This window comes from Agrobacterium vitis (genome assembly GCF_014926405.1).
GTDB classification, from domain to species: Bacteria; Pseudomonadota; Alphaproteobacteria; order Rhizobiales; family Rhizobiaceae; genus Allorhizobium; species Allorhizobium vitis_H.
This window is the reverse complement of sequence record NZ_JACXXJ020000003.1, coordinates 1359571-1382422: the sequence shown is the minus strand read 5'-3', so window position 1 is coordinate 1382422 and position 22852 is coordinate 1359571. Positions and strand designations below refer to the sequence as shown.

Genomic DNA, 22852 nt, shown 5'->3' with positions numbered 1-22852 from the left:
TGATTTTTTTCAGGTTAGATATAACCGATTGTTATGAAAATAGATGAACGCCACCTGATCCAGCTCGCTGCCGTCGTCAAGACGGGCGGCGTGACGGAGGGCGCGGCCCTGCTGGGGCTGGCTCAACCCGCCGTCTCGCGCACCCTTTCCAGCTTGGAAAAGCGCGTCGGCGAGCCGTTGTTCATCAAGGGTCGCAGACCACTGCAACCAACCTCCTTAGGCTTAGCGCTCGCCGAGCACGGTTTCGTCATGCTCGCGGCCTCCCGAAAGGCTTCCGACCTTCTGGAAAGCTTTCGCTTGGGCAAGAGCGGTGTCGTTCGGCTCGGCGGCACGCCCTTCTTCATGGATGCGCTCATCGCCGGCCTTTGCGCGGAATTTCAGGCGAGCCGCCCGGACGTGCGCATCGAGCAGAGCTATGGATATTTTCCCGACCTGCGGGCTGCGCTGAAGGCTGACCAGATCGACCTCGCGATCTGCCCCATCGATATCCTCGAAGAGGGTTCCGGGTTAGAATTCCAAGAGATCCTGCCGGGCCGCAACGTCGTCGCCTGTCGGGTAACGCACCCCCTCCTCCTAAAGCGCCGACCGCAGCCGAGCCAACTGCTCGACTACCCCTGGGTCGCTCCGCCGCCGGGCAGCCCCTTGCTGACGGATCTGCGCGCGTTGCTTCTTTCCTTCGGTGCAACCGAGATCAAGATACGCTATTCCGGCGGCTCGCTAATGGGAGTGATCAACTACATGAAAACCGCGGATGCGCTGACAGTCATGCCCCACAGCGTCGTTTTTGCCCAACGCAAGGAGAAGACGATCACGGCTCTTCCGATCAGCATTCCTCATCCGGAACGAGCCTTGGCGATCCTGAAGCGCATAGACGCCACGCATTCTGCGGCCATTGACGAATTCAGCACCTTCATCCGCTCCGGTTTTCAGAACTTGCGGCAATTAATCAAGCGTCACGAAGAGGCGGTGATTTGGGGCGTCTAACCGACCTCCGCTGCGCATGGTAGGGTGAGGTGATGCGTCACCATCGGATCGGCCGTCCACTTAGCGCAAGATGTCACCGGTGCGAGGATTGGGCGGCTGAGCGTTCAACCGGATGGATCAATTCGACATACGGTCCGATGCTTTCAAATGCCGCGTGGATATCCTCATGCTCAAGAGATAGCAGCAGGTTTCGCCGGTCATAGGATTCTTCCGTTTCGGCCACATCGCCCCAAACGGTTCTCGCGAGTGCCACTCCCTCGTGAATGGCAAAGCCTGACTCGAACAGGACGAAGCCTCCCGCATCCTCCAGCACTCTCAAGTAGAGCTTCTTCTCATAAAATTCCCGCGATCTGCTGATATCGCGAACGAAAGGGATTGGATTCACAAACCGCATAGAACTATTACCACTCATTGCATCTGTTTCGAATGAAGTTAAAAGCCAAGGCGATTTGGTGACGCCAGGCTCTCCCGTTTACCGATCGGATGTTGCCTCCTCTTCGCCCTCATCCTTAGACGTCTCTGCCGCATTTTGCAGAAAATGCCTGCCCAGCAGGCCCGCATCCTCAAGCGCCTCCAAGTTCGGCAGGTCCCGCAATGTCTCCACGCCGAAGGCCGAGAGAAAGTGCGGCGTCGTCACATAGGTGTACGACGCCCTCGCGTCGGGCTGCGCGGCCCCGAGCCGATGAAACCCGAGGATGCAAATTGCCGATAACGTCACGGCTCACTTCCTTGCCAAAGATCTTCGAGAGCTCGCCGCGGGTCACCGGCTGGAAATATCCCACCGCCATTAACGCCATCGCCTCGAACTCGGAGAGCGCCGCCGCCCCTCCCCTTGTCGGCGCCGAAGACGCGCGGATCGTCTCGGCGAACCGCGGCCGGGGTTCGGTGCTGCCAGCCACCGGCCACCGACACCAGTTCGTAGGGTCGGGCGCACAGTTCCTCAATGAGGTCGTCGATCAGCAGATCGATGCTGCAGTCTTTTCCCACCACCCGCGCCAGCGTCTCGCGAGTGACGGGTCGGCGGAGGCAAAGATCACCGCCTCGACCCGCATCATCCATTCCTGCCAGCGCATCTCCGGATGCAGGTCTTCAAGCTCGCGATCGTACAAGAGTTCTTGCTGTCGTCTTTTCGTCTGTCCCCGCCTGATTTTGGCAGCGCTCGCTCCCGCCATAGTCACAACCCGAATATCCGGAAGGAGGACCGGCCGGACAGCTCGCGCACCGCCTCGAAGCTCTCCAGGCGCTCGGACAGCCGGTTCGCGGCCCAGCGTGACAGATCACTGCCCGGCGCAGAGGCCGGCACTGCATCTTCGGTCAGCAGCTTGTGGATCACCGGCTCGGCGCCTTTGGTTCGGACTTCGGCACCACCGCCCGGCAGCCGCCTCGCGCGGCGATCAATCTCTGCTGCGGACCGAAGTGCCACGTCCACGCCATCGACGAGCGCCAGGCAGATAGCTTTTGGGTAAGCCGGTTCGCCCGGCCGAACGCGGCCTCTGCCGCCGATGGTGCGGAAAGCCGGACCAAAACGCTCAGGCAGCAGCGGCGGCACGGATTTTTGCCATTTCAACTTGTGCGCCAACACCCTCTCTGCGAGGCCCGCCGCCATCACCTCGGCGTCCGAGCGAACGGCAAAGATCGCCGTTAACAGGTCCGCCACTGCGAAGGATGCTGCTCGCCCGGACTGATTTGCAGAATCGAACCCGCACGAAAGTGCTATCGATCATCAGCCATTCCGGGGTTGCTTCCCCCGCAAGGCGGCCAGCATGTCGTCGAGAAAGTCCATCTCGATCTTGTGTAGCACCGTTGCCTGACCGAACAGTACCTCTAAGCCGCTCCGTCATATCGCTTCAGCAAACACCCGGACGCGCCATACACAGCAGCGCGACAGACAGTTATTGGGGCGAGGACCATCTTGCTACGCGTCCCGCCCGGAACAAACCTTTGATGCGATCCCTGATGCGATCCCGCTGGGCGCCCCGAAGTGTCGCGATTAATCGCGGAACTCCCACAATCAGCTTTGCCTTACGATGGATCTGGTAAACATGCGGATATGGCTGGACGATGCTGACTATTTTTCAGCCTGCCACAGGTCACAACGATGAGCGGCGCGATACTCGTCTTCGCTGATGACCTTCGTAACGCCGTCTTCCAGAAGCGCCAGACGCTGGGGTCTTTCCACGGTAAATCGAGGCCATTCAGACGGCATTCCTTTGGGATCCGCGAGCGCCGAAAAAAAACGACGCATCACCTCGGCGAGTTTCAATTGCCGGGTCGTCAAGCCCGCAGGCACCATGCTTTCTCCCCACAGATAGGGAAGCTCCGAACTATGGCCGCTTCCTACGGCGAAGGACCGCGGCACGGAGGCATAGGACCGCAACGGCGCCGTCTCGTCCCTGAACTCGTAAGCATATGTTGAGGTCCAGCGGGCAAGTGCCGTGACGAGCTTCGTTGTCGGGCAGGTAGAGCCTCGGTCGGTGCTATAATCGGCCAGCGCGGCTCCGGGGGCGGTCTTCTCGGTCGCCGAATATGCGGCGAGGATTTTTTCCGCTCTGTCGCCCTCGTTTTTGCGGACTTCGGCGCGATACTGGGCCTGACTGACCGGTTGATCCTTCAGATCGTTGGCCTCATAGACGAATATGCGCGCTTCGTTTCGCGTATTACCCACGATGACCGGAACCCGGTTGAATTCTCCGGTCTCGAATGCCTCCAGAGGCGGTTTCGGCATGGCATAGCCGCCGGAAACCGTTGGGAGAGGCAGAGCGGACTTTTCCTGAGCGTCCAGGATTTCATCGGGGCTCTTGCTGCGAAGGCAGGCAAGCCGGCTTGCCTTGTCCGCACAACCAATTGCGGCTGCGAATTTCTCCCCGCTTTCCACGGCCTTTTCGTTCGACATGCTCGGGCAGTCGCGTCCACTTTCTATGATCGCTCCATGAAACAGGCCTTTCGCCTGCGGCGACGCGACGATGAAGCATACACCTCGGGCTCCACCCGATTGTCCTGCAACCACAACCCTTTCCGGATTGCCTCCGAAAGCGGCGATGTTCTTCTTGACCCATTTGAGAGCCTCGATCTTGTCGAGATCCCCGAAGTTCCCGCTGCTCGTGCCATCCTGTGATTCCGCATTCAGTTCCGCAAGCGCGAGATAACCGAGAGCTCCCAGCCTGTAGTTCGCGGTTACAACGATATTCCCGCGCCTTGCCATCTCCTTCGGGTCCCAGTCGGTCTTGGCGCCATTGCGCGATCCACCGCCATGATATCCCACGATGACGGGTAGATTGCCCGCATCTCCCTACGGCCGGTAGATGGTAAGGGTCAAGCAATCCTCGGTCCAGCTTGCCCCTTTGTCCGGACGCCAGAACACCGCGTGCTGGACGCACTCGTTGCCGGGGGCATCTGCGACGAAGGGCTGCTTGAACGGCTCCGCCTCCCGAGGCGGAGCGAAGCGCAAATCACCGACCGGCGGTCGGGCATAGGGTATACCCTGATAGACAAGCAGATCGCCCTGCTCCTGTCCGACGACTTCGCCAACAGGCGCGGAAACCGGTTGAGTGATGGCATGCGCGGCGGGTGCGATGAATGATAGCAGCATGACGCCGATCATCGCGGGGCGATGTGCAAACAACATTCGTATTACTCCTGATCTAAGGTCCTCAGTTTATTTCTGGAGCCTTTGGCGCAAGTCAGTTCGTGCCCTTGCGTTCGATATGGTCGCTGACCAGACCGGCAATGCCCTTCGCGATACCCTCTTCGGCACAACCCGGCTTCAGCCGCGAACCCAGAACCTGGAACGTCTGATGTTCGAACGACTGGTCGTCCGGAATATAGCCGGAATTGGCGCGACCGTTCGCCAGGGTGATCAACATGGTTTTCGAAAGGGGCGATATCTGCTTGGTGCGTTGGCCGATACGGCTATAGATCTCGGCGTTGACGGTCGAGAGCACGATATCGCCGATGCCAACGGCCCCTAGCCGGATATCGACATCCTTGCCGTCCTCGTACTGACCAGCCGCTCCTTCGCGCACTTTGTCGAGCCGCGTCCGGCCGGGGCAGGTCAGCGTCGCTTGCGCCGCCCAGATTTCCGGCGATGCCATCCATCCATCCGTATGCGACATGACGCGGATGACCTCTTCTCCGAGTATAACCCCGAGGGCCTGGATATAATCGGCAAGCTGACGCGCCCTTTTCGGATCGAGCGGGCCGTCCGCTACCTGCTTGTTGCGCAATGGCGCCTCAATATCTTCCCGGCTCATCTCGTAGCCGGAGATCGGCAATCCCGTTTTCGATGCGAGCGTGTTGGTACCGGTTCTGAGCCAGCGCGGATTTTGATCACCGGATGCCCCCTGGGTGAATATCGCCACGACATCGTCGCTGAAATTGCGCTCGATATAGCGGCTCGTGGCGGCGGCGAAATCTCCGCTGACAAAACCCGAGAGGTAGCCGTTCACAGGATGCATCGCGTAGTTGACATAGGTCGCGATCGGCTCGCCGCTCGGCTTGATGACGGAAAGGACACTTACGGTCTTGTCGGAATAGGCATTGAAATTCGCTGCCTGCGTCCACAGATGCGTCTGCGGATTGATCGCGTCGCGATTGACGTTGAGATAAGCTTCTCCCGTGGAATAGCCGACCTTTGCCGGCTGCAATGCGGAAACGGCCTTCTTCACCGCATCGACCGCAACATTCGATACAAAATCGCTGCCATAGCGCGGCTGGCCGGGCGCCGTGGTCGCGTTGGCCGGCCAATCGCTATGGGTATGGGTGGATGACAGGACAACGTTTTGAAGCGGAATGCCGAGCGTTTCGCCGATGCGTTTGCTGGCCTCGGCCCAGACTTCCTCGTTGATACCGCCGAGATCAGCACCGATGAGCGCCATCTTCGTCTTGCCGTTGTCGACGACGATCGCCCGGAGATAAAGCTTCTCGTGATCGTATTCGTTCATTGCCGGATAGGTCGGGTTCGCCGGCGGTGTAATCTCTATGCGCGCAGCCCCCGCACGCAGCGTGCCCGTTGCACTCTGCGCCGCGGCAGGGACCGCCGCCAGGGCGGATACGCTCGATGCGATTGCGAGGCTAATAACTGTCTTTTTCATGCTTTTCTCCGATGGAATAAATGAAAAGAAATGCAGGAGCCGGTTCTTGTGGCGCGCCGGCTGGACATCCGGTGACATCGCGTAAAGGTTAGCCACTCTTCCGGCGACGGCACCGCCGGAAGTTTGTCACTCATCAGGAATGGGACCGAGATGCGGGCTACATCACGCCGGCGGCCTTGAGCAGCGGCAGGTCGTGATTGAACCGGACTTCGCTCTTGTTGTCGAAGATCATCGTCGCACCCTTGTCGGCGGCATAAGCCGGCCATTCGGGCAGGCCCGGATGGTTCGGATTGCCGGACTTTGCGAAATTGATCCACGCCTGGCTCATCTTGTCTTGCAAGGCGGCAGCCTCGGGTCCGCCGCCTGTCGCTTGCGAAACAAGTTCGGCATTGGCGAAGACATAGGGAATTTCCGAGCAATGCCATGCACCGCCGATACCGCCCATGGCGGGCGATTCACGCGTGAACACGTATGAATAGACAGGCGCGCCACCCTGCTTGGCCTTGAGCTGGATGTTCTTCAGCGTGCCGGGCCGACCGGTGAGATCGACATAGGCGGCATCGGCCAGTTTCTTGTCGGGATAGGCTTCGACGAAAGCCTTGCCGACGGCATCAGCCTTGTCGCCGAAGCGTTCCTTCAGCTTGGCGCTGGTCTTTTCGGCGGTCCACTTGTTCTTGTTGTCGGCGAAAAGAACGGCCGGGTTGAAGCGGGTGACGGTTTCCTGCTCGTTCAGCACGGTACCGATCAGCAGCGGAATGTCCTTTGCCTGGTCGACCCATCCATCACCGACCGGATCGCGCGGAAGGTAGGAGCCGTCCACGACCGGTGCCCAGCGCGGGTTCGGATCACCCTCCTTCTTCGCATCCTCCAGCGCCTTCGTACCGGCCTCGATCAGTGTCGCAACCGGCAAAGTCTTCAGCTGTGCGACCTGGGAGGTCTCGAGGCCAAGGTTCTTCAGGGTCAGTTGGGCGATGCGTTGCGCGGATTTCTGGTTGGTCGTTGGAGTCGTAGTCGCACCGCTCTGGACGATCGCCTTGCTGAACAGGCCTTTTGCCGCTGGCAGGCCCATAAGCGTTCGTACCTTGCTGCCGCCGCCCGACTGGCCGAAGATCGTCACATTGCCCGGATCGCCACCGAAGGCCTCGGCATTGTCCTTCACCCACTGCAGTGCCGCGACGAGGTCGGCGATGCTGGCGTTACCGGATTCCTTGTATTCAGGCCCGTAGGCGGAAAGATCGAGGAAACCGAGCGCGTTCAGGCGATGATTGAGGGTGATGACCACAACGTCGCCCTTGCGCGCCAGGTTTTCGCCGTCATAGGCGACCTGTTCGATCGAGGAACCGTTGGTGTAGCCGCCACCATGCAGCCAGACCATGACGGGCCGCTTCTTTCCGTCCTTCAGGCCTGGCGTCCAGAGATTGAGGGACAGGCAATTTTCGCTGGTCGGCAAATAGCGGTGCGGATTGAACAGCTCATCACCTGCGACCGATTTCATCGCCGGGATCGGGCATGTTTCTCCAAACGCCACTGCAGGCCGCACGCCCTCCCATGACGTTACCGGTTTCGGCGGCATGAAACGCTCGGCAGTCGCATATTGCACGCCGAGATAACTGTAGACCCCGTTGCGTTCGGCTCCGACAACTTCACCGGCCCTGGTATCGACAACGGCGGCATCGGCCCCGGACGTGTACGAGGCCGCGTAGGCCACCAAGTCAGTTCCCACACTCGCGAGCAGGATGGCCGAGGTCAATGCGAGGCAGCGCGTCGTTTTACCAGTGGCGAAATAAAGGTCTTTAGATGTAAGCGTTCGTTTGTAATTCATCTGGTACTCCTCCAATCCGTGACGACATTCGGGCGTAAGAAATCGTCTTGCGCTAAATTGGTAAACCCAGCAGCTTCCTCCAAAGCCGCGGGATGCCTCCTATTGGGAGGACCTCGGTAAAGTCGAACATAATCGACTTAAGTCAATGCTCGCAAACGGCATAACTGATAGAGCAAATGTGAATGTCAAATCAGAGCGCATAGACGATCGGTGACCGCTACGCACAGGTCCGCGGCAATATTCGGCTGGCGCTTTCCGCTGGGTGCCGCGCGGCTTGAAGCAGCTCCTGTGCGTTCGGGATTGCCGATGCTCGATGTCGGCCGCGGTACGGGCCATCTTCACCCGTCAACTCGCCTCCGGTGCGCCCAGCAGGGCATAATGCAGCCGGCTACTTCTTGCGTCTCCGTTCGCGACGGCAAGGCAGAGCACCGGCCTGTCGCTGATGGAGGTGCGCTCGGTGTGGTGGCCGCAACAGCGGCGCGCTCGTCCGATCACCCCACTTTCTGTCGTGCGGCGAGCCGCGCTCTTGCTCTGGGCGGCATCCTTGCCATCGTGGAATATGTACGAGACGAATGCTCACCGGCCGCGAGCACTGTGATAGTCTTTCTCGATCGATCGCAGACGGCGTGTTTATTCCCGTCCCGATTACGCAGCCCAGCTTGCGTATCCATCCGAGGAAGGCCGCGGGATTTTGCTCATCGCGCATGGTAAGATCGATGAATGGATATCGACGAGGACAAGATCGACGATGCGGTTCTTGCGCTGTTGTGGCTAACGCTCCACGACGAGTGCTGCGCCTGGAAAGGCTTTGACTGGGCAACGACAGATAGGCTCCACAAGAAGGGTTTGATCGGCGATCCGGTCAACAAGTCGAAGTCGCTCATTCTGACGGATGAAGGCCTGCGGCAGTCGGAGGAGCTATTCCGACAGCTGTTTACGCGGCAGCCAGGGTAGATGGGGATCTTTGCGCCTTCCACTTCCAAGGCAGCAATTCATGCAGGCGGGAGACGGGAGTGTCTGCGATACGTGCGAGCACGTCGGCGAGCCAGGCCTTGGGATCGATTTCGTTCAGACGCGCAGTCGTGAGCAGGGTTAGCATGACTGCCGCGCGGTCCGCACCGCGTTCGGAACCGGCGAATGTCCAGTTTCGGCGCCCCAGGGCAATTCCGCGCAAGGCTCTTTCCGCCGCGTTATTCGTCATGCAGATTCTGCCATCGTCGACGTATCGGGCGAAGTCGGCCCAGCGCGACAGCATGTAATTGATAGGTTCGATCACGGGTGAGGACCGCGACAGGCTCTCTCGTTCCCGGCGCAGCCACTCTTCCATGTCGACGAGCAGCGGCTTGCTTTTTTCCTGACGCACGGCGAGCCGCTCATCGGCGCTCCATCCGTTGATGTCACGCTCAATGTCAAAAAGGGCGTCGATCCGCTTCACCGCCTCCAGCGCAGTTGCCGAGATAGGTTTTGCACCTTTGCCCCGACGGGCGTTTCGAGAGACATCGGCAAGTTCGAAGAACTTTCGGCGCGCATGGGCAAAGCAGAAGGCAGGCGTCACCGGCACCTGTTTCGTCGTCCAATCGAACAAGGGATTGAAGCCGTTATAGCAATCGGCCTGCAGAATGCCTTCGAATTCGGCCAGGTGTTTTTGCGGATGTTCGCCGCGCCGGTCGCTGGAGGCGTAAAAGACCGCCGCGGGCGGCGCGGGACCTGCGAAGGGCTTGTCGTCGCGCACATATGTCCATATGCGGCCCGTCGTGCATTGTCCTTTGGCCAGGATCGGTATCGTCGTGTCGTCGCCGTGAAGCCGCTCGGCCTCGAACACGTGGCTTTCGACCAAATCGAAGAGCGGCTTGACGGCGGCGCTGACATGGCCGACCTGATCGGCCAGCGTCTGGGTCGACAGATCGATCCCCTCGCATTTGAAGCGTCGGCCCTGCCTGTTCAGCGGCTGGTGCTGGGCGAACTTGTCGAACATGATCGCCGCCAGCAGGTTGGGGCCGAGGAAGCCCCGCGGCGTGGTGTAGAACGGCGCCGGCGCCTGGCTGATCGCCTCGCAATCACGGCAAGTGAACTTCTCTCGCACCGTTTCGATCACCTTGAAGCGGCGGGGGATCTCCTCCAATGTCTCGGTAATGTCCTCACCAAGCTTCGACAGCCGCGAGCTGCCACAGCCGTTGCAAACCGTGGGGGCATCTATGACGACGCGTTCGCGCTCGATATTATCCGGCCAGGGCTTGCGTACCGGTCGCTTGCGCGTGAAGGCACGTACGGTCTGGGCTTTCGCCGCAGCAGCTTCAGCCGCCAGTTCATCCTCGGTCGCCGCAGCCACCAGTTCCTCGAGTTGCAATTCAAGCTGGTCGATAAGCCGCTGGGTGCGCTCACGGCGCGGGCCGTATTGTTCACGTTCCAGTTTTCCGATCTGCAGTTGCAGATACGCGATCAAAGCTTCGGTGCTGGAGAGCCTGGCTTGGGCATTCGCCGCTTCGGCGACGGCGGCATCCCGCTCGGCCTCGCTGCGCAACCGCGCTTCACGTTCAGCCAGCAGCGCCGCCTGGGCGCTGGCAAGGTCCGAAGGAAGGGAGAACGGTGCCGTCGTCATGGTGATAGTGAATCAGACCTGGCGGCAAATTCAATCGCAAAATGCACTCAAACCCGCGTCGGGCGCCATGTTTCTTGCGGGTTGCGCCAGTCTATCCCGGAAAGCAAATAAGATAGCTGCGCCGGCGAAATCGCAACCGCGCCGCCCTCCACATTCGGCCAAATGAACCGACCTTTCTCCAGCCGTCGGGTAAACAGACAAGCGCCCAATCCATCGTGCCAAATGATCTTCAAAATATCCGATCTGCGACCCCGGAAGACGAACAGGTGGCCTGACAATGGCTCATGCTTCAAGACTTCCTGTACCCGTAGCGCCAACGAAGGAAAGCCGCACCGCATGTCGGTATGGCCCGTCGCCAGCCACACCTTGACCCCTGATCCCATTGGAAATGGGTTCATCTCAGCGTCTCCAGACCACGCATGATCCGCAGCAACGCCTCAACGTCGACATCCCGATCTACGATGATACGCCTGCCGTTCGCGCTCATGACTTCCATGCGACCGCAGTTCGTTGCGAGGGGCTGCACGGGCGTAGTCGATGCGGGCTCGGCTGTTGCGACACTGGGCTCCGGTACGATCAGTGCCGGTACGAAGCCATCCGCTGAAGTCCCGGAAAGCTTTCCTTCACGCGCGGCCCTGCGCCACCCGTTCAACTGCCAGCGCGTGATCCCGTGACGCGCTGCCGTTGCGGTGACCTGGCGCAGACCGCTATAACTTTCCGCCACGATCGCCAGCTTCGCCTCATCCGTGAATCGCCGACGTCGACCCCTCTCGACAATCTCCATCCGGCTGACCAGACCCGGGCGGTCATCCATAATGTCCATGGTTAAAGCACCGTCTATATTGCCGTCTATATAGACAGACCATCCACGGCATCACTCACAAGCACAATGCGGCCTTCTTCGGAGGCGTACCAGCTTGCTGCCATTCGCGGTTTTGGAATTTTGAGGAACTGAGGGAACCCGCCATGTTTCCGCTCAGCGTCTCGGAATTTGTAGGCTTGGTCCTGTCATCTCGCACGCGTAAGATTGTCGAGAAAATGAGCAAGACCGAAGCGAATGTTCGGCAGGGAAGCGTCGGTAGGGACCGACGCAGAAGGGAAAGTGCACTTCGGCCGCGTCTTTCACGCGTTCTTAGTGAGGCGTGTTTGACCGTAGATGCGAAACGATCTTTCCCCGAACGCCCAGATGGGCCGCGGCGAGTTGCCCACTGAGCCAGTCCTGTCGCTCCAGCGGTTCAAGAGCTTTCTACATTTCGAACAACGTCGAAAACACGACAGGCAAGATCCCCTGTCCCATTCAAGAACGGAACGCTGCCGGGAAAGTCGTCCACGCTCCTCCCAGATCGGATCGTGAATTTCGAGAAGCTATCGCCTGGTGCGTGGCGCTCGGACGCCTTCTGCCGACCACCATAATAAAGCTGCTGTTCATGCCTCATCAGGACGCCGGCCAGTTGGCGCGGCGAAAAGGCCCTGCCGCGGATCGGATCGGCGCCTGGCGGCGTTGCAGGAGGCCGGCGAGCCTCTTACCCCGTCACCTCGAGATGCCACGGTGCCAAGAACCGCTCCAGCCTCAGCATTACCGCATTCAACGCGACAGCGAAAGCCAGCAGAACCACGATGGGAGCCAGCATTTCGGCGGTGTCGAAGTTGTTTGCTGCGCTGAGGATGATCCCTCCAAGTCCGGACAATGATGTCAGGAACTCCGCGATTACGAGTGCGATAACACCCTTGCCGACGGCAAGCCGGAGGCCGGCCATGATCGATGGCACCGAAGCCGGTAGCACAATCTTGAAGAGGATCGCCGAACGTGAGCCAACAAAAGATCTTCCGACCTCAACCAGGGATTTGGGAACCGATCGCACGCCGTCCCAGGTGCTGATGCAGATAGGGAAAAAGGAAAGGGCGGCGATAATCGCGACTTTCACGCCGAAACCGAGACCGAACCACAGGATGAACAGGGGCACGACTGCGATCATCGGCATCGAGTTTCCGGCGGTCAGATAGAAACCAAACAGAGCTTCAAGCGAACGCGACCGACCAAGCACTAGGCCGAGACTTATGCCGCTAAGCGTGGCAATCGCAAACCCCAAGAAGAAGACCTGCATGCTTTGAAAGAATGCCGTCGGCAAACGGCCGTTGAGCGTCATTTCCACGAGCTTTTCAGCGATTGCCGATGGATATGATCCGAACAACGGATTGATCTGTCGCCCAAACATTTCCCAGAACGCAAAGAAGACGACCAATGAGAAAATTGTGAGCAACCGGCGATCCAAGGAGGCCCGGGCGGCCGAAAACAACGGACTACGCGCTTTAGGACTGTTTGTCTCCATCGTCATGATGCTCTGCCTTCCTGCTTTCCTTTGCCCTGTCTGAGAAGCTCCCAGAGGCGCAACCGCTTGTCGCCAAATTCGGGATTGCCCCTTAGAGCCGCAAGACTCGGCCTCGGTCGCGGCAGCTTGATATTGAGGATTTCCTTCACCACCCCTTTTTCCATGACGACGACCCTGTCGGCCAGCAGCACCGCTTCGTCTAGATCGTGGGTGACGATGATAACGGTCTGCTGCGTCTTCGTCTGTATCTCCATGAGCTCGTCCTGCAAACCTTCGCGGGTCTGGGCATCCAGCGCGCCGAACGGCTCGTCCATCAGCAGGACTTCCGGCTGAATGGCCAGCGCCCTCGCAATCCCGACGCGCTGTTTCATCCCGCCCGAAAGCTGGTGAGGCAGACGATCGGCAGCATTGCCGAGGCCGACAAGTTCGAGGAACTCGCGAGCCGCGACTTCGCGCTCGGGAGTAGCCACGCCCTTTAGTTCCAGGCCGAAGGCGACGTTCTTCAGCGCGTTGCGCCACGGAAGCAATTCCGCATGCTGAAAGACCAGCCCTCGGTCGTAACCACATCCATCAACGTGTCTGCCGCCGACAAACACCGCGCCCGTCGTCAGTTGTTCCAAGCCCATGATAATTCTCAGCAACGTGGTCTTCCCGCAGCCACTTGCCCCCGTGATAGCTAGTATCTCTCCCCTTTCGACGTTGAACGAAACTCCGCGGAGAGCCTCGACACTCCTTTTGCTGCCGCCGACCTTCGTGAGGAAGGTCTTGGCGACATTCTGCAGTTGGACAAGTGACACTGTTAATCCTCCGGCCTACTGCTTGCTGGAGGCAAGAGCACGGGCCTTTGTCAGCACAGCCGTATCGACCATGGTCGCGGGGTCGAAATCACCTTTGATGTTGCCTGTCTTCACTAGCAGATCCCGCATCCAGGCCAGGTTTTCGACGTTTACGGCCATAGTGGGATCGACAGCATTATACTGCGTCACCTCGTTGTAGATCAGCTCCGGCGAAGGATCGTCCTTCGGCAGGTTGGCTTTTTCGAAAGACAGTTCCGTCATCGCCTTCTTGTCATTGAGGGCTTTCGAAAAACCATCGATCTGCGCCGCAAGGAAGGCTTCGACCCGACCGGGCTCGCTCTTGAGCAGGTCGCCGCGCGTCATGATGCAGAACCGTATATACTTGGGAACGATATCGCGAGCATGGACCAATTGCTTCAGACCAAGGCTCGCAGCCTTGGCGGTGAATTCGCTTGAGCTGGGTGCGGCAGCGGTAACGCCAGCGGCAACCGCCGCCACGCGTTCGGCATCGCTGCCTGATACGGTAAATTTCACGTCACTAGCGGTCATGCCGGCCGACATGACCACTGCTTTGGCAAAAAGGTCGGGCAACGCTCCTGGAGCGGAAACGCCGATCGTCTTGCCGCGCAGGTCCGCGACCGACCCGACATCGGATTTCGTGTAGAGGGCATAGGTAAGTCCGGGCCACGGGCATCCCACGATCTTGATGTTCGCGCCCTTGCTTGCGGCAATCATCGGACCGCCAGGATTGCCGATATAGGCGTCGATCTGGCCGGCGATAAGCGCTTTCAAAAGAATAGCGTCACCCTGAAAAGCTTGCAGGTCGATGTCGGCACCATATTTTTTGGTGATGCCGGGTTGCGTGCCCATGTATACGAAACCGGCATCTCCCTTGATGGCGACGGTTCCATAGCGGAACGTTTCCGCGCCATGGGCGGAGCCTGCGCAAAGGACCAGCATGGCGGCGATGTAAGTAAATTTGCTCGTTATTTTCATGTCATTCCCCTTTTCTTTATTTGTCTGTGAGTACGAGTTACGGCTACAAGGTGAGCGCGTTGGCCGCGCGCTGTGCAGCGATCATCGAGGTTCGCATCAGGAACTCCTTGGCGAGCTTTGCATCGGCGGCAATCGACCGGAGTTCATCGAGATTACGCTGGCGCACATCGGCGTCTTTCGCCTCAAGCCGCTTCTTATTCTGGATCGACTGTTCCTGAACGAATTTCGTGGTGATCGTGCGGCGCTGAAAATCGTAAAGGTCGAGAACGTGCTCGCCAGCTTCTGCTCTGATAACGGTCGCAAGCTTCTGCCCCAGGCTGAAGGCGTCCTGCACGCCGCCGTTCAACCCCATCCCGCCGATCGGATTGTTGATATGGGCCGAATCCCCGGCGAGGAGAACACGGCCCTTCCGGAAGGTCTCCGCGACGCGCTGATGAACCGTGTAGATATTGTGATGAACGACCTCGTAGGGCGAGCTTTTGGGAAAGAAGCGCTGAAGCTTCTGCTCGGCGAATTGCCGGCTGAGCAACTCGTCATCGCCGATGGCCGGATCGGCCGGAAATACAGTACGCCACAACGCCACCCCGTCATAGCCGCTCACCTTGAAGCAATTGCACCATTCGTCGGGATCGGCGAAGTAGCTGCGATAGCTATAGCCATGCTCTGCCGCGAAATCGAAGGGCGTGGTGATGACCACGAAACGCTCCGGCCACGTGAAGCCACCAAATTCGATGCCCGCCGACTTGCGCACGGTGCTGCGACCGCCGTCGCAACCGATCAGCCAGGGCGTTTCGATCGTCTCATTTCCTTCGGGCGTCGAAACCGTCAGGCGGACCTTGCCTTCATCGACAACCGCGATCTCCTGGACATTCGCATTGAAACGAATCTCGGCAAGCGCATTGGCGGAAATAAGATCGCAGACGATACGCGACAGCTTGAACTGTTCACACTGAATAACATAGGGGTGGCGGGTCTCTCCCTTCAGCAACGCATGATCGAACTCGGCGACCATCGCGCCCGACGGGCGGTCCCAGAACTGGAAGACCGGCGCGTACAGCCCTTCCTCCTTCACCTTGTCCACGATGCCCAACTCGTCCAGAATATCGAGCGTCGCGGGATGGATCGTCGCCGCACGCGGATCGTCCAGCAGCGTGGCGTTTCGTTCGATAACCAGAACGGGTAGGCCTGCCTTCACGAGGGTCAGCGCGGTCACGAGACCTGCCGGTCCAGCGCCGACGATAACGATACGATTATCCATTCTCACTTTGCCTTCTAAAATGATCGCGATGGCCGGTACGGCGGGCATCCGCGGCGATGACGAAGAAACTGCGTCAGGATAACTGCGGGGCGTCCCCGATAAACCGCTCGCCATGACGGGCAAACGTACCATAGCTTCCCTTGAACCAGTCGTTGGACGCGAGCCGGTCGCGCCACTCTGTCCTTCGCGCACGCGCCCGTTCCGGGCTGTCGAGTGCCGACAGGTCCTTCAGATGGTGCAGGGCGATATGGGTGAAGTTTTCGGGAGCGCCCGACACGATCCGATAGCGCCGACATCCGAGCCATTCGGCGCAGCCAAGCAGCATGGGGACGTGTTCAGCGTCGTACCACGCGTTGAAATCCGCCTCGCTGTCTGCGGGAACGCTGAAGAAGACCGCATACAGGAATGGTGATGAGAGAAGCATGTCCACGTCCTCCACCTGCGGCCGCATCTGCAAGCCGATTAGCTTGCCTGTATAGCGGGTGAAGCCGGACACCGATCCCAGCATGGAGGCGGTCTGCTCTGAAGGGCTGTTCTTGATCTGCAGATATTCAGCGCTTTCGAGCACTTCGGGCGCAGCCATGTCATACACGGCAAGATATCCGCCGCCTGCGATATCGCGATAGCGCTGCGCGCCCTCGAAACCTGGGACTTTCATCCGAATCGGGATGTGCTCCGTGTCGTACCACGTGTTGAAGGTATCTTCCCAATCCGGCTGGGGCGTCATTTCAGAGAAGAGAACGGCATCGGCAGGCATGGTTGCTCCTGGCTGCTTGCGGGGCAAAAAGCGACGAGGTTCAATGTCCCGTGTGATCGAAAAGATTGACGATGCGGCTGGACGCCGTGCGAACGTTGCGCTGGCCGGCTGGCGTGTTTCGGCTGCGCCCGACAAAACGGGGAACGCCATCCGTAACGACCGCGCACACGGCAGGTATGTCGCCGTTTCGCAACGCTGCCAAAGCATCCGTCTGCGATCCGCCTGCGCCCGCATCGACCAGCACGACATCCGCATCTCGGCCCACAGCCAGTATGCCGGAAGAAAGCCCGAAAACCCTCGCATTGTTTCCGGTTGCGGCTGCAATCGCAATTTCCGGGGGCATATCACTCAGCGCGCAAAGATGGCTGATCGTATACAGCATTCCGAGCGGCATGATCCCGCTTCCGGTGGGCGTATCGGTGGCGATCAAAAGTCGGTCGAGCTTGTCATGTTTCGTCGCAAGATCGGCCACAAGCAGGGCGGTACGCAGGTTTCCCGCGGTGCAGATCTGCAAGGCAACTTCAGATTCGCATACCAGCCGTTCGAAGCCCGCTTCGGGCATTGCTATCGGACCGCCATTGACGTGAAACGAAACATGGGGGTTCATTGCAAGAATGTGTTCCGCCCAAATTCCGGAGGACCCGGGTATAGATGCTCCGCCGGTATGCGCCATCGTAATGAGCCCGGCATCTCGAGCCGCCTTGACCAGGGATGCATAGTCGAACGGAGTGGCGAACGCCCCGAACCCGGCCTTCGCATAACGCAGCCCCAGGGAACGTAACTCCACCATGTCGGCGGCCGTGAGGCCGGGTTCCAATATGACCGCGCCTGCATGAACGCGCATGCCACCTGGCCGGAATGTCTCGAAACACTTCATGGCCGCGACAGCGAGCGCCTTCACACCCGCAGGATCTTTGGGCCGGCCGGGAACATGCACCTCCGAGGCGGAGACCGATGACGTGACACCGCCATGAACATAGCTTTCGAGATAGCCGACCGTCTTTTGCCGCGGCGTGTAGTCGCCGAAGGTGATATGGACGTGGGAATCGATGAGCCCGGGAATCGCGACCGCGCCGTCGGCATCGATGACCACATCAGCAGCCTCGATCTGTGCGGCATCGAGGCTTCCAATTTCGGCGATGCGCCCATCTTCCATCAAAAGGCCATCCCCGGCCACGAAGGGAGCGGCCAGATCACCGGACACTATCTTGCCAATGTTGACGATCGCGGTCTTCACGTCGCGCCCTCCCGACTAGCCTGAACAGCCATCTTGCGCGTCAGCACCTCCTCATGGGTAAGGCCGCCGACGCGGGCACTCAGCCGTCCGCGGCTCGCGGCACAGAAGATGATCGCGATCTCGTCGTATTGAGGCCCGTTCGGAACGGTGAGGGTCATGCCGTCATAATGCGAACGGACATAGATTTCGTCCTTGTGGTTCATCGGGATGTCGATGACCGCATTCGGTGCGACAACCTTTTGGTAGGAAGAAATCCACGCTTCCCCCCCGCCAATCTGACTCCGCAGCGGGTTGGCAAAAGCGGTCGTCAGCAAGGCGTTGGCATGCTCCTGCTCTCCGCCCAGCCCCACGAGGCCGCCCTTGCCATAGCCCTGGATCTCGAACTCTCCCATCGCCTCGACGAGCTTGCGCCCCATCATTTCACCAAGCTTCGGGCTGACGTCGATCAACCCCTGCACATTGGCTCCCCGCGTACCGGCAAGCGGATTCGCGACGACGAAGATGACGGCCACCTTTCGAAGCGGCCTTTCCACGCGGGTGACGCCATCGTCATAGGCGTCGTCTTTGACCGTCAGCATACGACGGATATTTAGTTCCATTGGGATAATCGCCTACAATTGCTTCTAGTGGGAAGATACTTATCGTCTTACAATATGTCAAGCATAACCGCATATCGTCAGACAAAATTGCGAGGGACGATCTGTTTGTCTGACGATCGGAAGCATGCTATGGTGAAGCCGCAGCAAGAAAAAGAACCGTAGGGAGGTATTTTGCAAACCAAGATCGATCGCGGCGCCGTCAACGGCACGGTATTGGACGAAACGGTGCGCGCGTTGCGTAGCGCCATTCTTGAAGGGCGTTTCCGCCCTGGCGACCGGCTTGTGGAAGCCGAGCTATGTCAATTGCTGAGCATCAGCAGACCATCTCTCAGAGAGGCTCTGAGGCGTCTCGAAGCTGAGCGGCTTGTCGATATCATACCAAATCGCGGCCCGATCGTTCCCGTGCTGCCGTGGTCTAAAGCCCAGGAGATCTACCAGGCCCGCAACTTGCTCGAAGCGGAGGCGGCGGCTTTGGCTGCGAGGAACGCCCTCCCTTCCGATCTGGAGGAAATGCGCGGGGCCCTTGCCGCTTTTCGGCATGCCGTCGAGCAGGGAAATGCTGCCGGCCAAATTTCTCACACCAGGGAGTTCTATGACTCAATTCTGCGTTCAGCTGGGAATTCTGTGATTGCGGAAATCATCGACGGTCTACATGCGCGCATCAGCTTTCTTCGCGGGATGTCTATGTCCCAACCCGGCCGGGCCCGCGCGTCCTTGGAGGAGATGTCGGCTATCGCGGACGCCATCTCTGAGGGGGACGAGCAACGCGCACGTAAAACTGCGGCCGCTCATGTCATCAATGCGTCCCGCGCAGCCGCAGAAGTTTACGCACGCTCTGGCAGAGCAAGCTATGGAGTCAAACATCTGGCGACGGACTAAGGCCGAAACGTTAATTCTCAGGCCGTTGTGGTAGAGAGCCGCACCGCCGCCATGCGGGATTATGAACTTCAGCGTCGGAAAGCACTTGAACAGATCCCCTTGAATCTGCTGCATAAAGGCGGTCGTATCCGCATTGATGTGCGGGCCGGTGGCATAGAAATTATCGTTTTGCGAGGACGAGACGTGCATCATCGCGGGCACTTCAAGCTCCGCCATCGCCTCATAACGGGGGATAAGGGGCTTGCCCCCCGTGATTTAAAAATCCAATGGCCGCCGGACGTGGAGGAATTGAGGCTGTGCCGACGAAGCCGAGCTTCTCACCGATACGACCCAGTTCTGCAATGCATTCCGGCGGCGCTTGTCCGCGAAACTGCGGCAGCAACCCGACAGGTACGAAGTTCTGCGGAAGAAGCTCGCAGACGCGGTAAACAAGGTCGGCGCGAACCGTTGTCCATTCAGCGGAAATCTCGGCGGAACGGACGTGATGGGCGATGCCCGCGGCGCGCGGCGAGAAGATCCTAGATCCCCGCCACGCTCTTCCTCGGCCGATCGTCTAGACCAGCCAGCAAAGGATGGCGTCTATCGCCACACTTTGCTCAATTGCGACCCCTAACCTGGTCCTCTGTCATACCAATCCCCTTAAGGACCTCCTCGCGGAGATATCGGTCCCGTGACGGGTAAAGAGTGGACGTGCGCATGGATGCTTCACCCTCATGGAATCGGAGGAACTGACCGCCGGATTTCGGCGTGACCTGCCCCCAATGCGGAACGTTGTGGCCGTTCGGATCCCCGGACTTGATAAAATTCGCGAGGTAGCTGACGGAGATGTCGCGCATGGCGATATCCGGATCCGTCCAGGGTAGTTGATCGCGGTTGCCCAGGCGCAGCGAGCTGTTGAAATACCAGTTATCGCCCGCATGCCAAGCGCGGCGGAAACCTTGATCCTTGCCTGGCGGCCAATGATCCCAGTAATAGAGATAAACATTGGCGTTGCTGTGCGCCTTGGCATATTCAGCGCCTATCCGCACGTATTCGAACATGTAGTCGTTAAGCATCCGCAGTGACAGGCGGTAAGCCTCGACGGGATCGTCCGTGGCGTAAAGCGAAAACACATTTTCATCTACATTGCCTGCCTGATAAGGACGAATGGCCGCCAGCATGGCCTTGTGCTGCTCCTCGTCCGTCATCTTGAGGTCGTTCGGTCGCAAACCTGTATATTCGTCGGCCGTCTGACCTATGATGACGTCCAACCCGTCGAAATCGCCCGGCTGGAGAAGATTCACGGAATCCTTTGTGAAAACATAGTCGTCGATGGTGTAGAACTGGTTAGTTGCCACCGCACCGGCCATGACGCCGAACAATGTTTCCTTCCCACTTTGCCACTTGTCGAGCCAGACCTTGGATTCAACGGCACGCAGATCGGCAAGAGTCATCTCCTTGCCAAATATCTTATTCACGGCTTCCTGGTTCTGTTTCGATTTCTGGGCGAAATCCACGGTCTTACCTGGCAGGAAGCCGGTAAAACTCGACTGGATGAATGCGCGCTTGAACAGCCCCTTGGCAAGCGGCGTGCGAAGCAGAGCAACGGTGTTTTCACCACCGGCCGATTGTCCGCCAATCGTGACGGTTGCGGGATCACCGCCAAACGCTTGGACGTTTTTCTGAATCCATTTGAGCGCATCAACCAGATCCAGCACGCCGAAATTACCCTTCGGGCCTGCCGAGCTCGCCTTGGCCATCTCGGGAAGCGACAACCAGGCCGGCGCGCCAAGTCGATATTGAACCGACACGACCACGACGCCCTTTGCCGCGAGCTGTGCAGCATACAGATCCTTCATCCCATTGGCACCCAGGCGGTTCGCGCCGCCATGGATCAGCATATAGACGGGCAACCTGTCACTGCTGCTGTGAGCCGGCGTCCAGATCGCCAGGTTCAAGCCATTGTCGCTGATCGGTGCATCGCTCAGCTTGTTGGGATCCTGAAGCATCTGGTCGCCCCATTTGTCGGCGACCAGAACGCCGTCCCACGGCTTGACGGGTGGCGCCGGCTTCCAGCGATTTTCTCCGCCGACGTTCCCGGCAAAAGGAATGCCGAGAAACTGTGTCACGCCCGGAGTATCGCTCAACGATCCTTGAACTTTTCCTCCCGTGACCAGCGCTTCTTCGATCGCTTCATCCTGAGCAAATGTTGCCGTTCCAAAACTTCCCGAAACGGCACTTCCCAGGATCAGCATGAAGATCGCCCAACGGCTGTGCCGAGCGCAACCTTCCCAACGTGACTTCCCGTTCAAGACATCCTCCCCTTTAATACTGGCAGATTTCGTTCTGTCCCGCGCCCGCGCGGCAGACTCAAACCTACGGCTCAATCGGCACTGCACAGGGCGCAAAAGAAACCACACCAACTTCATTCTAGGCGACCAAGCCGCGGCTCAACAAGCGACGCAAGCAGCAAACCAGATATGCCGGCACAGCATCGGATTGCACCTCACCCATAGACAAGCCCGTCACATTCCCGGGATCTGCAAAAAGGGCGGTAGCAATTCACCCACAACGGTCCTCGGCCAGGGAATGTGAAGGATCTGATCAAAAACGATGTAGATGAAGAGCGTCAGGATGATCGCTTTAGGGATGATCAGGCTCCAGCGCTCCTTTGGCGGGCCTCCGCAGAGCGGGTCGCTCGCAAAAGATCCACCGACTCGGCCAGTCGCTGTTTGGCGCCTGCCATATGCAGGGCCATCGCGGCGCGCGCACCTTCCACATCCCGGTCCCGGATGGCCTCAAAGATCGGAGTGTGTTCGCCGAATGCGATAGCGGTGGTCTCGGGATTGGCGGAACGGATGTTTGTTCCAAGCCACTTGCGGACCATCGTCCGCACACCCTTCAGCATGTCTCGGAGCACATCGTTATCGGCAGCTTCGCCGATCGTGTTGTGAAAATTGGTGTCGGCATCAATGAAGCCCGATCCCCTCGACGTCCGAAGCGCTTCGAGATTTTGCGAAAGCGCATGGAGTTGCTCCTCTGTCCTAGATTTCGCAGCCAGTCCTGCCATCGTAACTTCAAGTTCGGCGCGTGCATCGATGAGCTCCATCAACCTTCGGTCACCGAACATGATGCTGAGTTCGAAGATGGTGAAAAGCAGGTTCTCGTAAGGGTCCTTGAAATAGGTGCCGCTGCCTTGCCGGATTTCCAGAAGGCCGAGAAAGGAAAGCGCACGCAATGCCTCTCGGACCGCGGGACGGTTCACACCGAGCGCTTCCGAAAGCTGCCGTTCGGACGGAATCTGGTCTCCGGGCCTGACCTCTCCTGAAAACAGATAGTCGAGGATCCGGTGAGCAACCTCCGAGGCGAGAGGAACCCGCGGGGTCAAGGCTATCTTGCTCAGTCCCGTCATGACTGTTTCCCCGCTGTCCGGCTCTCGAAAATCCAGTCCGCATATTTGATCATTCGGCATCCCCTTCCATCCAAGCCTCAAGGGCAATCCAGCTTCAAAGACTCGTAATACAG

Annotated in this window: 17 protein-coding genes and 5 pseudogenes; 3 read left to right on the top strand and 19 right to left on the bottom strand. The window is 59.1% G+C overall.

Translation table 11 applies throughout. The features are described from left to right. The first annotated feature begins 33 nt into the window (after positions 1-33). Positions 34-984: a LysR family transcriptional regulator gene (locus tag IEI95_RS07515; protein WP_071205809.1), complete on the top strand. Its 951-nt coding sequence runs from the start codon at positions 34-36 to the stop codon at positions 982-984. 94 nt (positions 985-1078) lie between these two features. Here the strand turns inward: IEI95_RS07515 and IEI95_RS07510 are convergent. The 6 genes and pseudogenes from IEI95_RS07510 to IEI95_RS07480 form a co-directional block, all read right to left on the bottom strand. Then, positions 1079-1378: pseudogene (locus IEI95_RS07510) on the bottom strand (VOC family protein); the annotation flags it as partial. A 78-nt stretch (positions 1379-1456) separates the two neighbouring features. Further along, a pseudogene (gene scpB / locus IEI95_RS07505) lies at positions 1457-2156 on the bottom strand (SMC-Scp complex subunit ScpB). Between the two features lie 2 nt (positions 2157-2158). Continuing rightward, a pseudogene (locus IEI95_RS07500) lies at positions 2159-2680 on the bottom strand (DUF1403 family protein); the annotation flags it as partial. Positions 2681-3052: 372 nt separating this feature from the next. Further along, positions 3053-4573 (bottom strand): annotated as a pseudogene (locus IEI95_RS07495) (carboxylesterase/lipase family protein). 91 nt (positions 4574-4664) lie between these two features. Then, complete coding sequence (locus IEI95_RS07485; protein WP_071207469.1) at positions 4665-6074, bottom strand: neutral/alkaline non-lysosomal ceramidase N-terminal domain-containing protein; 1410 nt, start codon at positions 6072-6074, stop codon at positions 4665-4667. Positions 6075-6231: 157 nt separating this feature from the next. Further along, positions 6232-7896, bottom strand: coding sequence for a carboxylesterase/lipase family protein (locus IEI95_RS07480; RefSeq protein ID WP_081356563.1), 1665 nt, complete (start codon positions 7894-7896; stop codon positions 6232-6234). 720 nt (positions 7897-8616) lie between these two features. Here IEI95_RS07480 and IEI95_RS07475 point away from each other — a divergent pair. Next, entirely contained in the window at positions 8617-8850 is a 234-nt protein-coding gene (locus IEI95_RS07475; RefSeq protein WP_071205529.1) for a DUF6429 family protein, read from the top strand. On the opposite strand, the gene tnpC is transcribed toward IEI95_RS07475, so the two are convergent. The 10 genes from tnpC to IEI95_RS07425 form a co-directional block, all read right to left on the bottom strand. Then, the gene (gene tnpC / locus IEI95_RS07470; protein ID WP_071205530.1) at positions 8831-10495 is read right to left on the bottom strand and encodes an IS66 family transposase; all 1665 of its coding nucleotides are present in this window, start codon (positions 10493-10495) and stop codon (positions 8831-8833) included. The two genes, IEI95_RS07475 and tnpC, sit on opposite strands and share 20 nt — an antisense overlap. Before the next feature lie 47 nt (positions 10496-10542). Next, positions 10543-10878, bottom strand: coding sequence for an IS66 family insertion sequence element accessory protein TnpB (gene tnpB, locus IEI95_RS07465; RefSeq protein ID WP_197433302.1), 336 nt, complete (start codon positions 10876-10878; stop codon positions 10543-10545). Positions 10879-10889: 11 nt separating this feature from the next. Then, positions 10890-11318 carry an IS66-like element accessory protein TnpA gene (gene tnpA / locus IEI95_RS07460; protein ID WP_071205534.1) on the bottom strand — a complete coding sequence of 143 codons (429 nt, stop codon included), beginning with the start codon at positions 11316-11318 and terminating at the stop codon, positions 10890-10892. 700 nt (positions 11319-12018) lie between these two features. Beyond that, complete coding sequence (locus IEI95_RS07455) at positions 12019-12831, bottom strand: ABC transporter permease (RefSeq protein WP_071206325.1); 813 nt, start codon at positions 12829-12831, stop codon at positions 12019-12021. Next, positions 12828-13622 (bottom strand): ABC transporter ATP-binding protein, encoded by a 795-nt coding sequence (locus tag IEI95_RS07450; protein WP_071206327.1) that lies wholly within the window; start codon positions 13620-13622, stop codon positions 12828-12830. Before IEI95_RS07450 ends, IEI95_RS07455 begins: the two co-directional genes overlap by 4 nt. A 15-nt stretch (positions 13623-13637) precedes the next feature. Continuing rightward, entirely contained in the window at positions 13638-14618 is a 981-nt protein-coding gene (locus tag IEI95_RS07445; RefSeq protein WP_081356564.1) for an ABC transporter substrate-binding protein, read from the bottom strand. Between the two features lie 43 nt (positions 14619-14661). Then, positions 14662-15924, bottom strand: a complete 1263-nt coding sequence (locus IEI95_RS07440) for an FAD-dependent oxidoreductase (protein WP_337926568.1) — start codon at positions 15922-15924, stop codon at positions 14662-14664. A 25-nt stretch (positions 15925-15949) separates the two neighbouring features. Then, complete coding sequence (locus IEI95_RS07435) at positions 15950-16633, bottom strand: DUF4286 family protein (protein ID WP_071207467.1); 684 nt, start codon at positions 16631-16633, stop codon at positions 15950-15952. A 40-nt stretch (positions 16634-16673) separates the two neighbouring features. Further along, entirely contained in the window at positions 16674-17870 is a 1197-nt protein-coding gene (locus IEI95_RS07430; protein WP_071206335.1) for an amidohydrolase family protein, read from the bottom strand. After that, positions 17867-18469 carry an amino acid synthesis family protein gene (locus tag IEI95_RS07425; protein ID WP_071206337.1) on the bottom strand — a complete coding sequence of 201 codons (603 nt, stop codon included), beginning with the start codon at positions 18467-18469 and terminating at the stop codon, positions 17867-17869. Before IEI95_RS07425 ends, IEI95_RS07430 begins: the two co-directional genes overlap by 4 nt. 171 nt (positions 18470-18640) lie before the next feature. Here IEI95_RS07425 and IEI95_RS07420 point away from each other — a divergent pair, with 171 nt between their 5' ends. Continuing rightward, positions 18641-19348 carry a GntR family transcriptional regulator gene (locus IEI95_RS07420; protein ID WP_071206340.1) on the top strand — a complete coding sequence of 236 codons (708 nt, stop codon included), beginning with the start codon at positions 18641-18643 and terminating at the stop codon, positions 19346-19348. Positions 19349-19390: 42 nt separating this feature from the next. On the opposite strand, the pseudogene IEI95_RS29735 reads toward IEI95_RS07420, so the two are convergent. The 3 genes and pseudogenes from IEI95_RS29735 to IEI95_RS07405 form a co-directional block, all read right to left on the bottom strand. After that, a pseudogene (locus IEI95_RS29735) lies at positions 19391-19582 on the bottom strand (amidohydrolase family protein); the annotation flags it as partial. Positions 19583-19944: 362 nt separating this feature from the next. Continuing rightward, on the bottom strand, positions 19945-21582 hold the full coding sequence (locus IEI95_RS07410) for a carboxylesterase family protein (RefSeq protein ID WP_071206342.1): 1638 nt from the start codon (positions 21580-21582) through the stop codon (positions 19945-19947). 398 nt (positions 21583-21980) lie between these two features. Then, on the bottom strand, positions 21981-22739 hold the full coding sequence (locus IEI95_RS07405) for a FadR/GntR family transcriptional regulator (RefSeq protein WP_071206344.1): 759 nt from the start codon (positions 22737-22739) through the stop codon (positions 21981-21983). Positions 22740-22852 lie beyond the last annotated feature (113 nt).

Excerpts from the sequence above, each read along its gene's own strand:
- IEI95_RS07515 (WP_071205809.1), top strand. The coding sequence starts at position 34 with ATGAAAATAGATGAACGCCACCTGATCCAGCTCGCTGCCGTCGTCAAG.
- IEI95_RS07485 (WP_071207469.1), bottom strand. The coding sequence starts at position 6,074 with ATGAAAAAGACAGTTATTAGCCTCGCAATCGCATCGAGCGTATCCGCC.
- IEI95_RS07480 (WP_081356563.1), bottom strand. The coding sequence starts at position 7,896 with ATGAATTACAAACGAACGCTTACATCTAAAGACCTTTATTTCGCCACT.
- IEI95_RS07475 (WP_071205529.1), top strand. The coding sequence starts at position 8,617 with ATGGATATCGACGAGGACAAGATCGACGATGCGGTTCTTGCGCTGTTG.
- tnpC (WP_071205530.1), bottom strand. The coding sequence starts at position 10,495 with ATGACGACGGCACCGTTCTCCCTTCCTTCGGACCTTGCCAGCGCCCAG.
- tnpB (WP_197433302.1), bottom strand. The coding sequence starts at position 10,878 with ATGGGATCAGGGGTCAAGGTGTGGCTGGCGACGGGCCATACCGACATG.
- tnpA (WP_071205534.1), bottom strand. The coding sequence starts at position 11,318 with ATGGACATTATGGATGACCGCCCGGGTCTGGTCAGCCGGATGGAGATT.
- IEI95_RS07455 (WP_071206325.1), bottom strand. The coding sequence starts at position 12,831 with ATGACGATGGAGACAAACAGTCCTAAAGCGCGTAGTCCGTTGTTTTCG.
- IEI95_RS07445 (WP_081356564.1), bottom strand. The coding sequence starts at position 14,618 with ATGAAAATAACGAGCAAATTTACTTACATCGCCGCCATGCTGGTCCTT.
- IEI95_RS07440 (WP_337926568.1), bottom strand. The coding sequence starts at position 15,924 with ATGCCCGCCGTACCGGCCATCGCGATCATTTTAGAAGGCAAAGTGAGA.
- IEI95_RS07435 (WP_071207467.1), bottom strand. The coding sequence starts at position 16,633 with ATGCCTGCCGATGCCGTTCTCTTCTCTGAAATGACGCCCCAGCCGGAT.
- IEI95_RS07425 (WP_071206337.1), bottom strand. The coding sequence starts at position 18,469 with ATGGAACTAAATATCCGTCGTATGCTGACGGTCAAAGACGACGCCTAT.
- IEI95_RS07410 (WP_071206342.1), bottom strand. The coding sequence starts at position 21,582 with ATGCTGATCCTGGGAAGTGCCGTTTCGGGAAGTTTTGGAACGGCAACA.
- IEI95_RS07405 (WP_071206344.1), bottom strand. The coding sequence starts at position 22,739 with ATGACGGGACTGAGCAAGATAGCCTTGACCCCGCGGGTTCCTCTCGCC.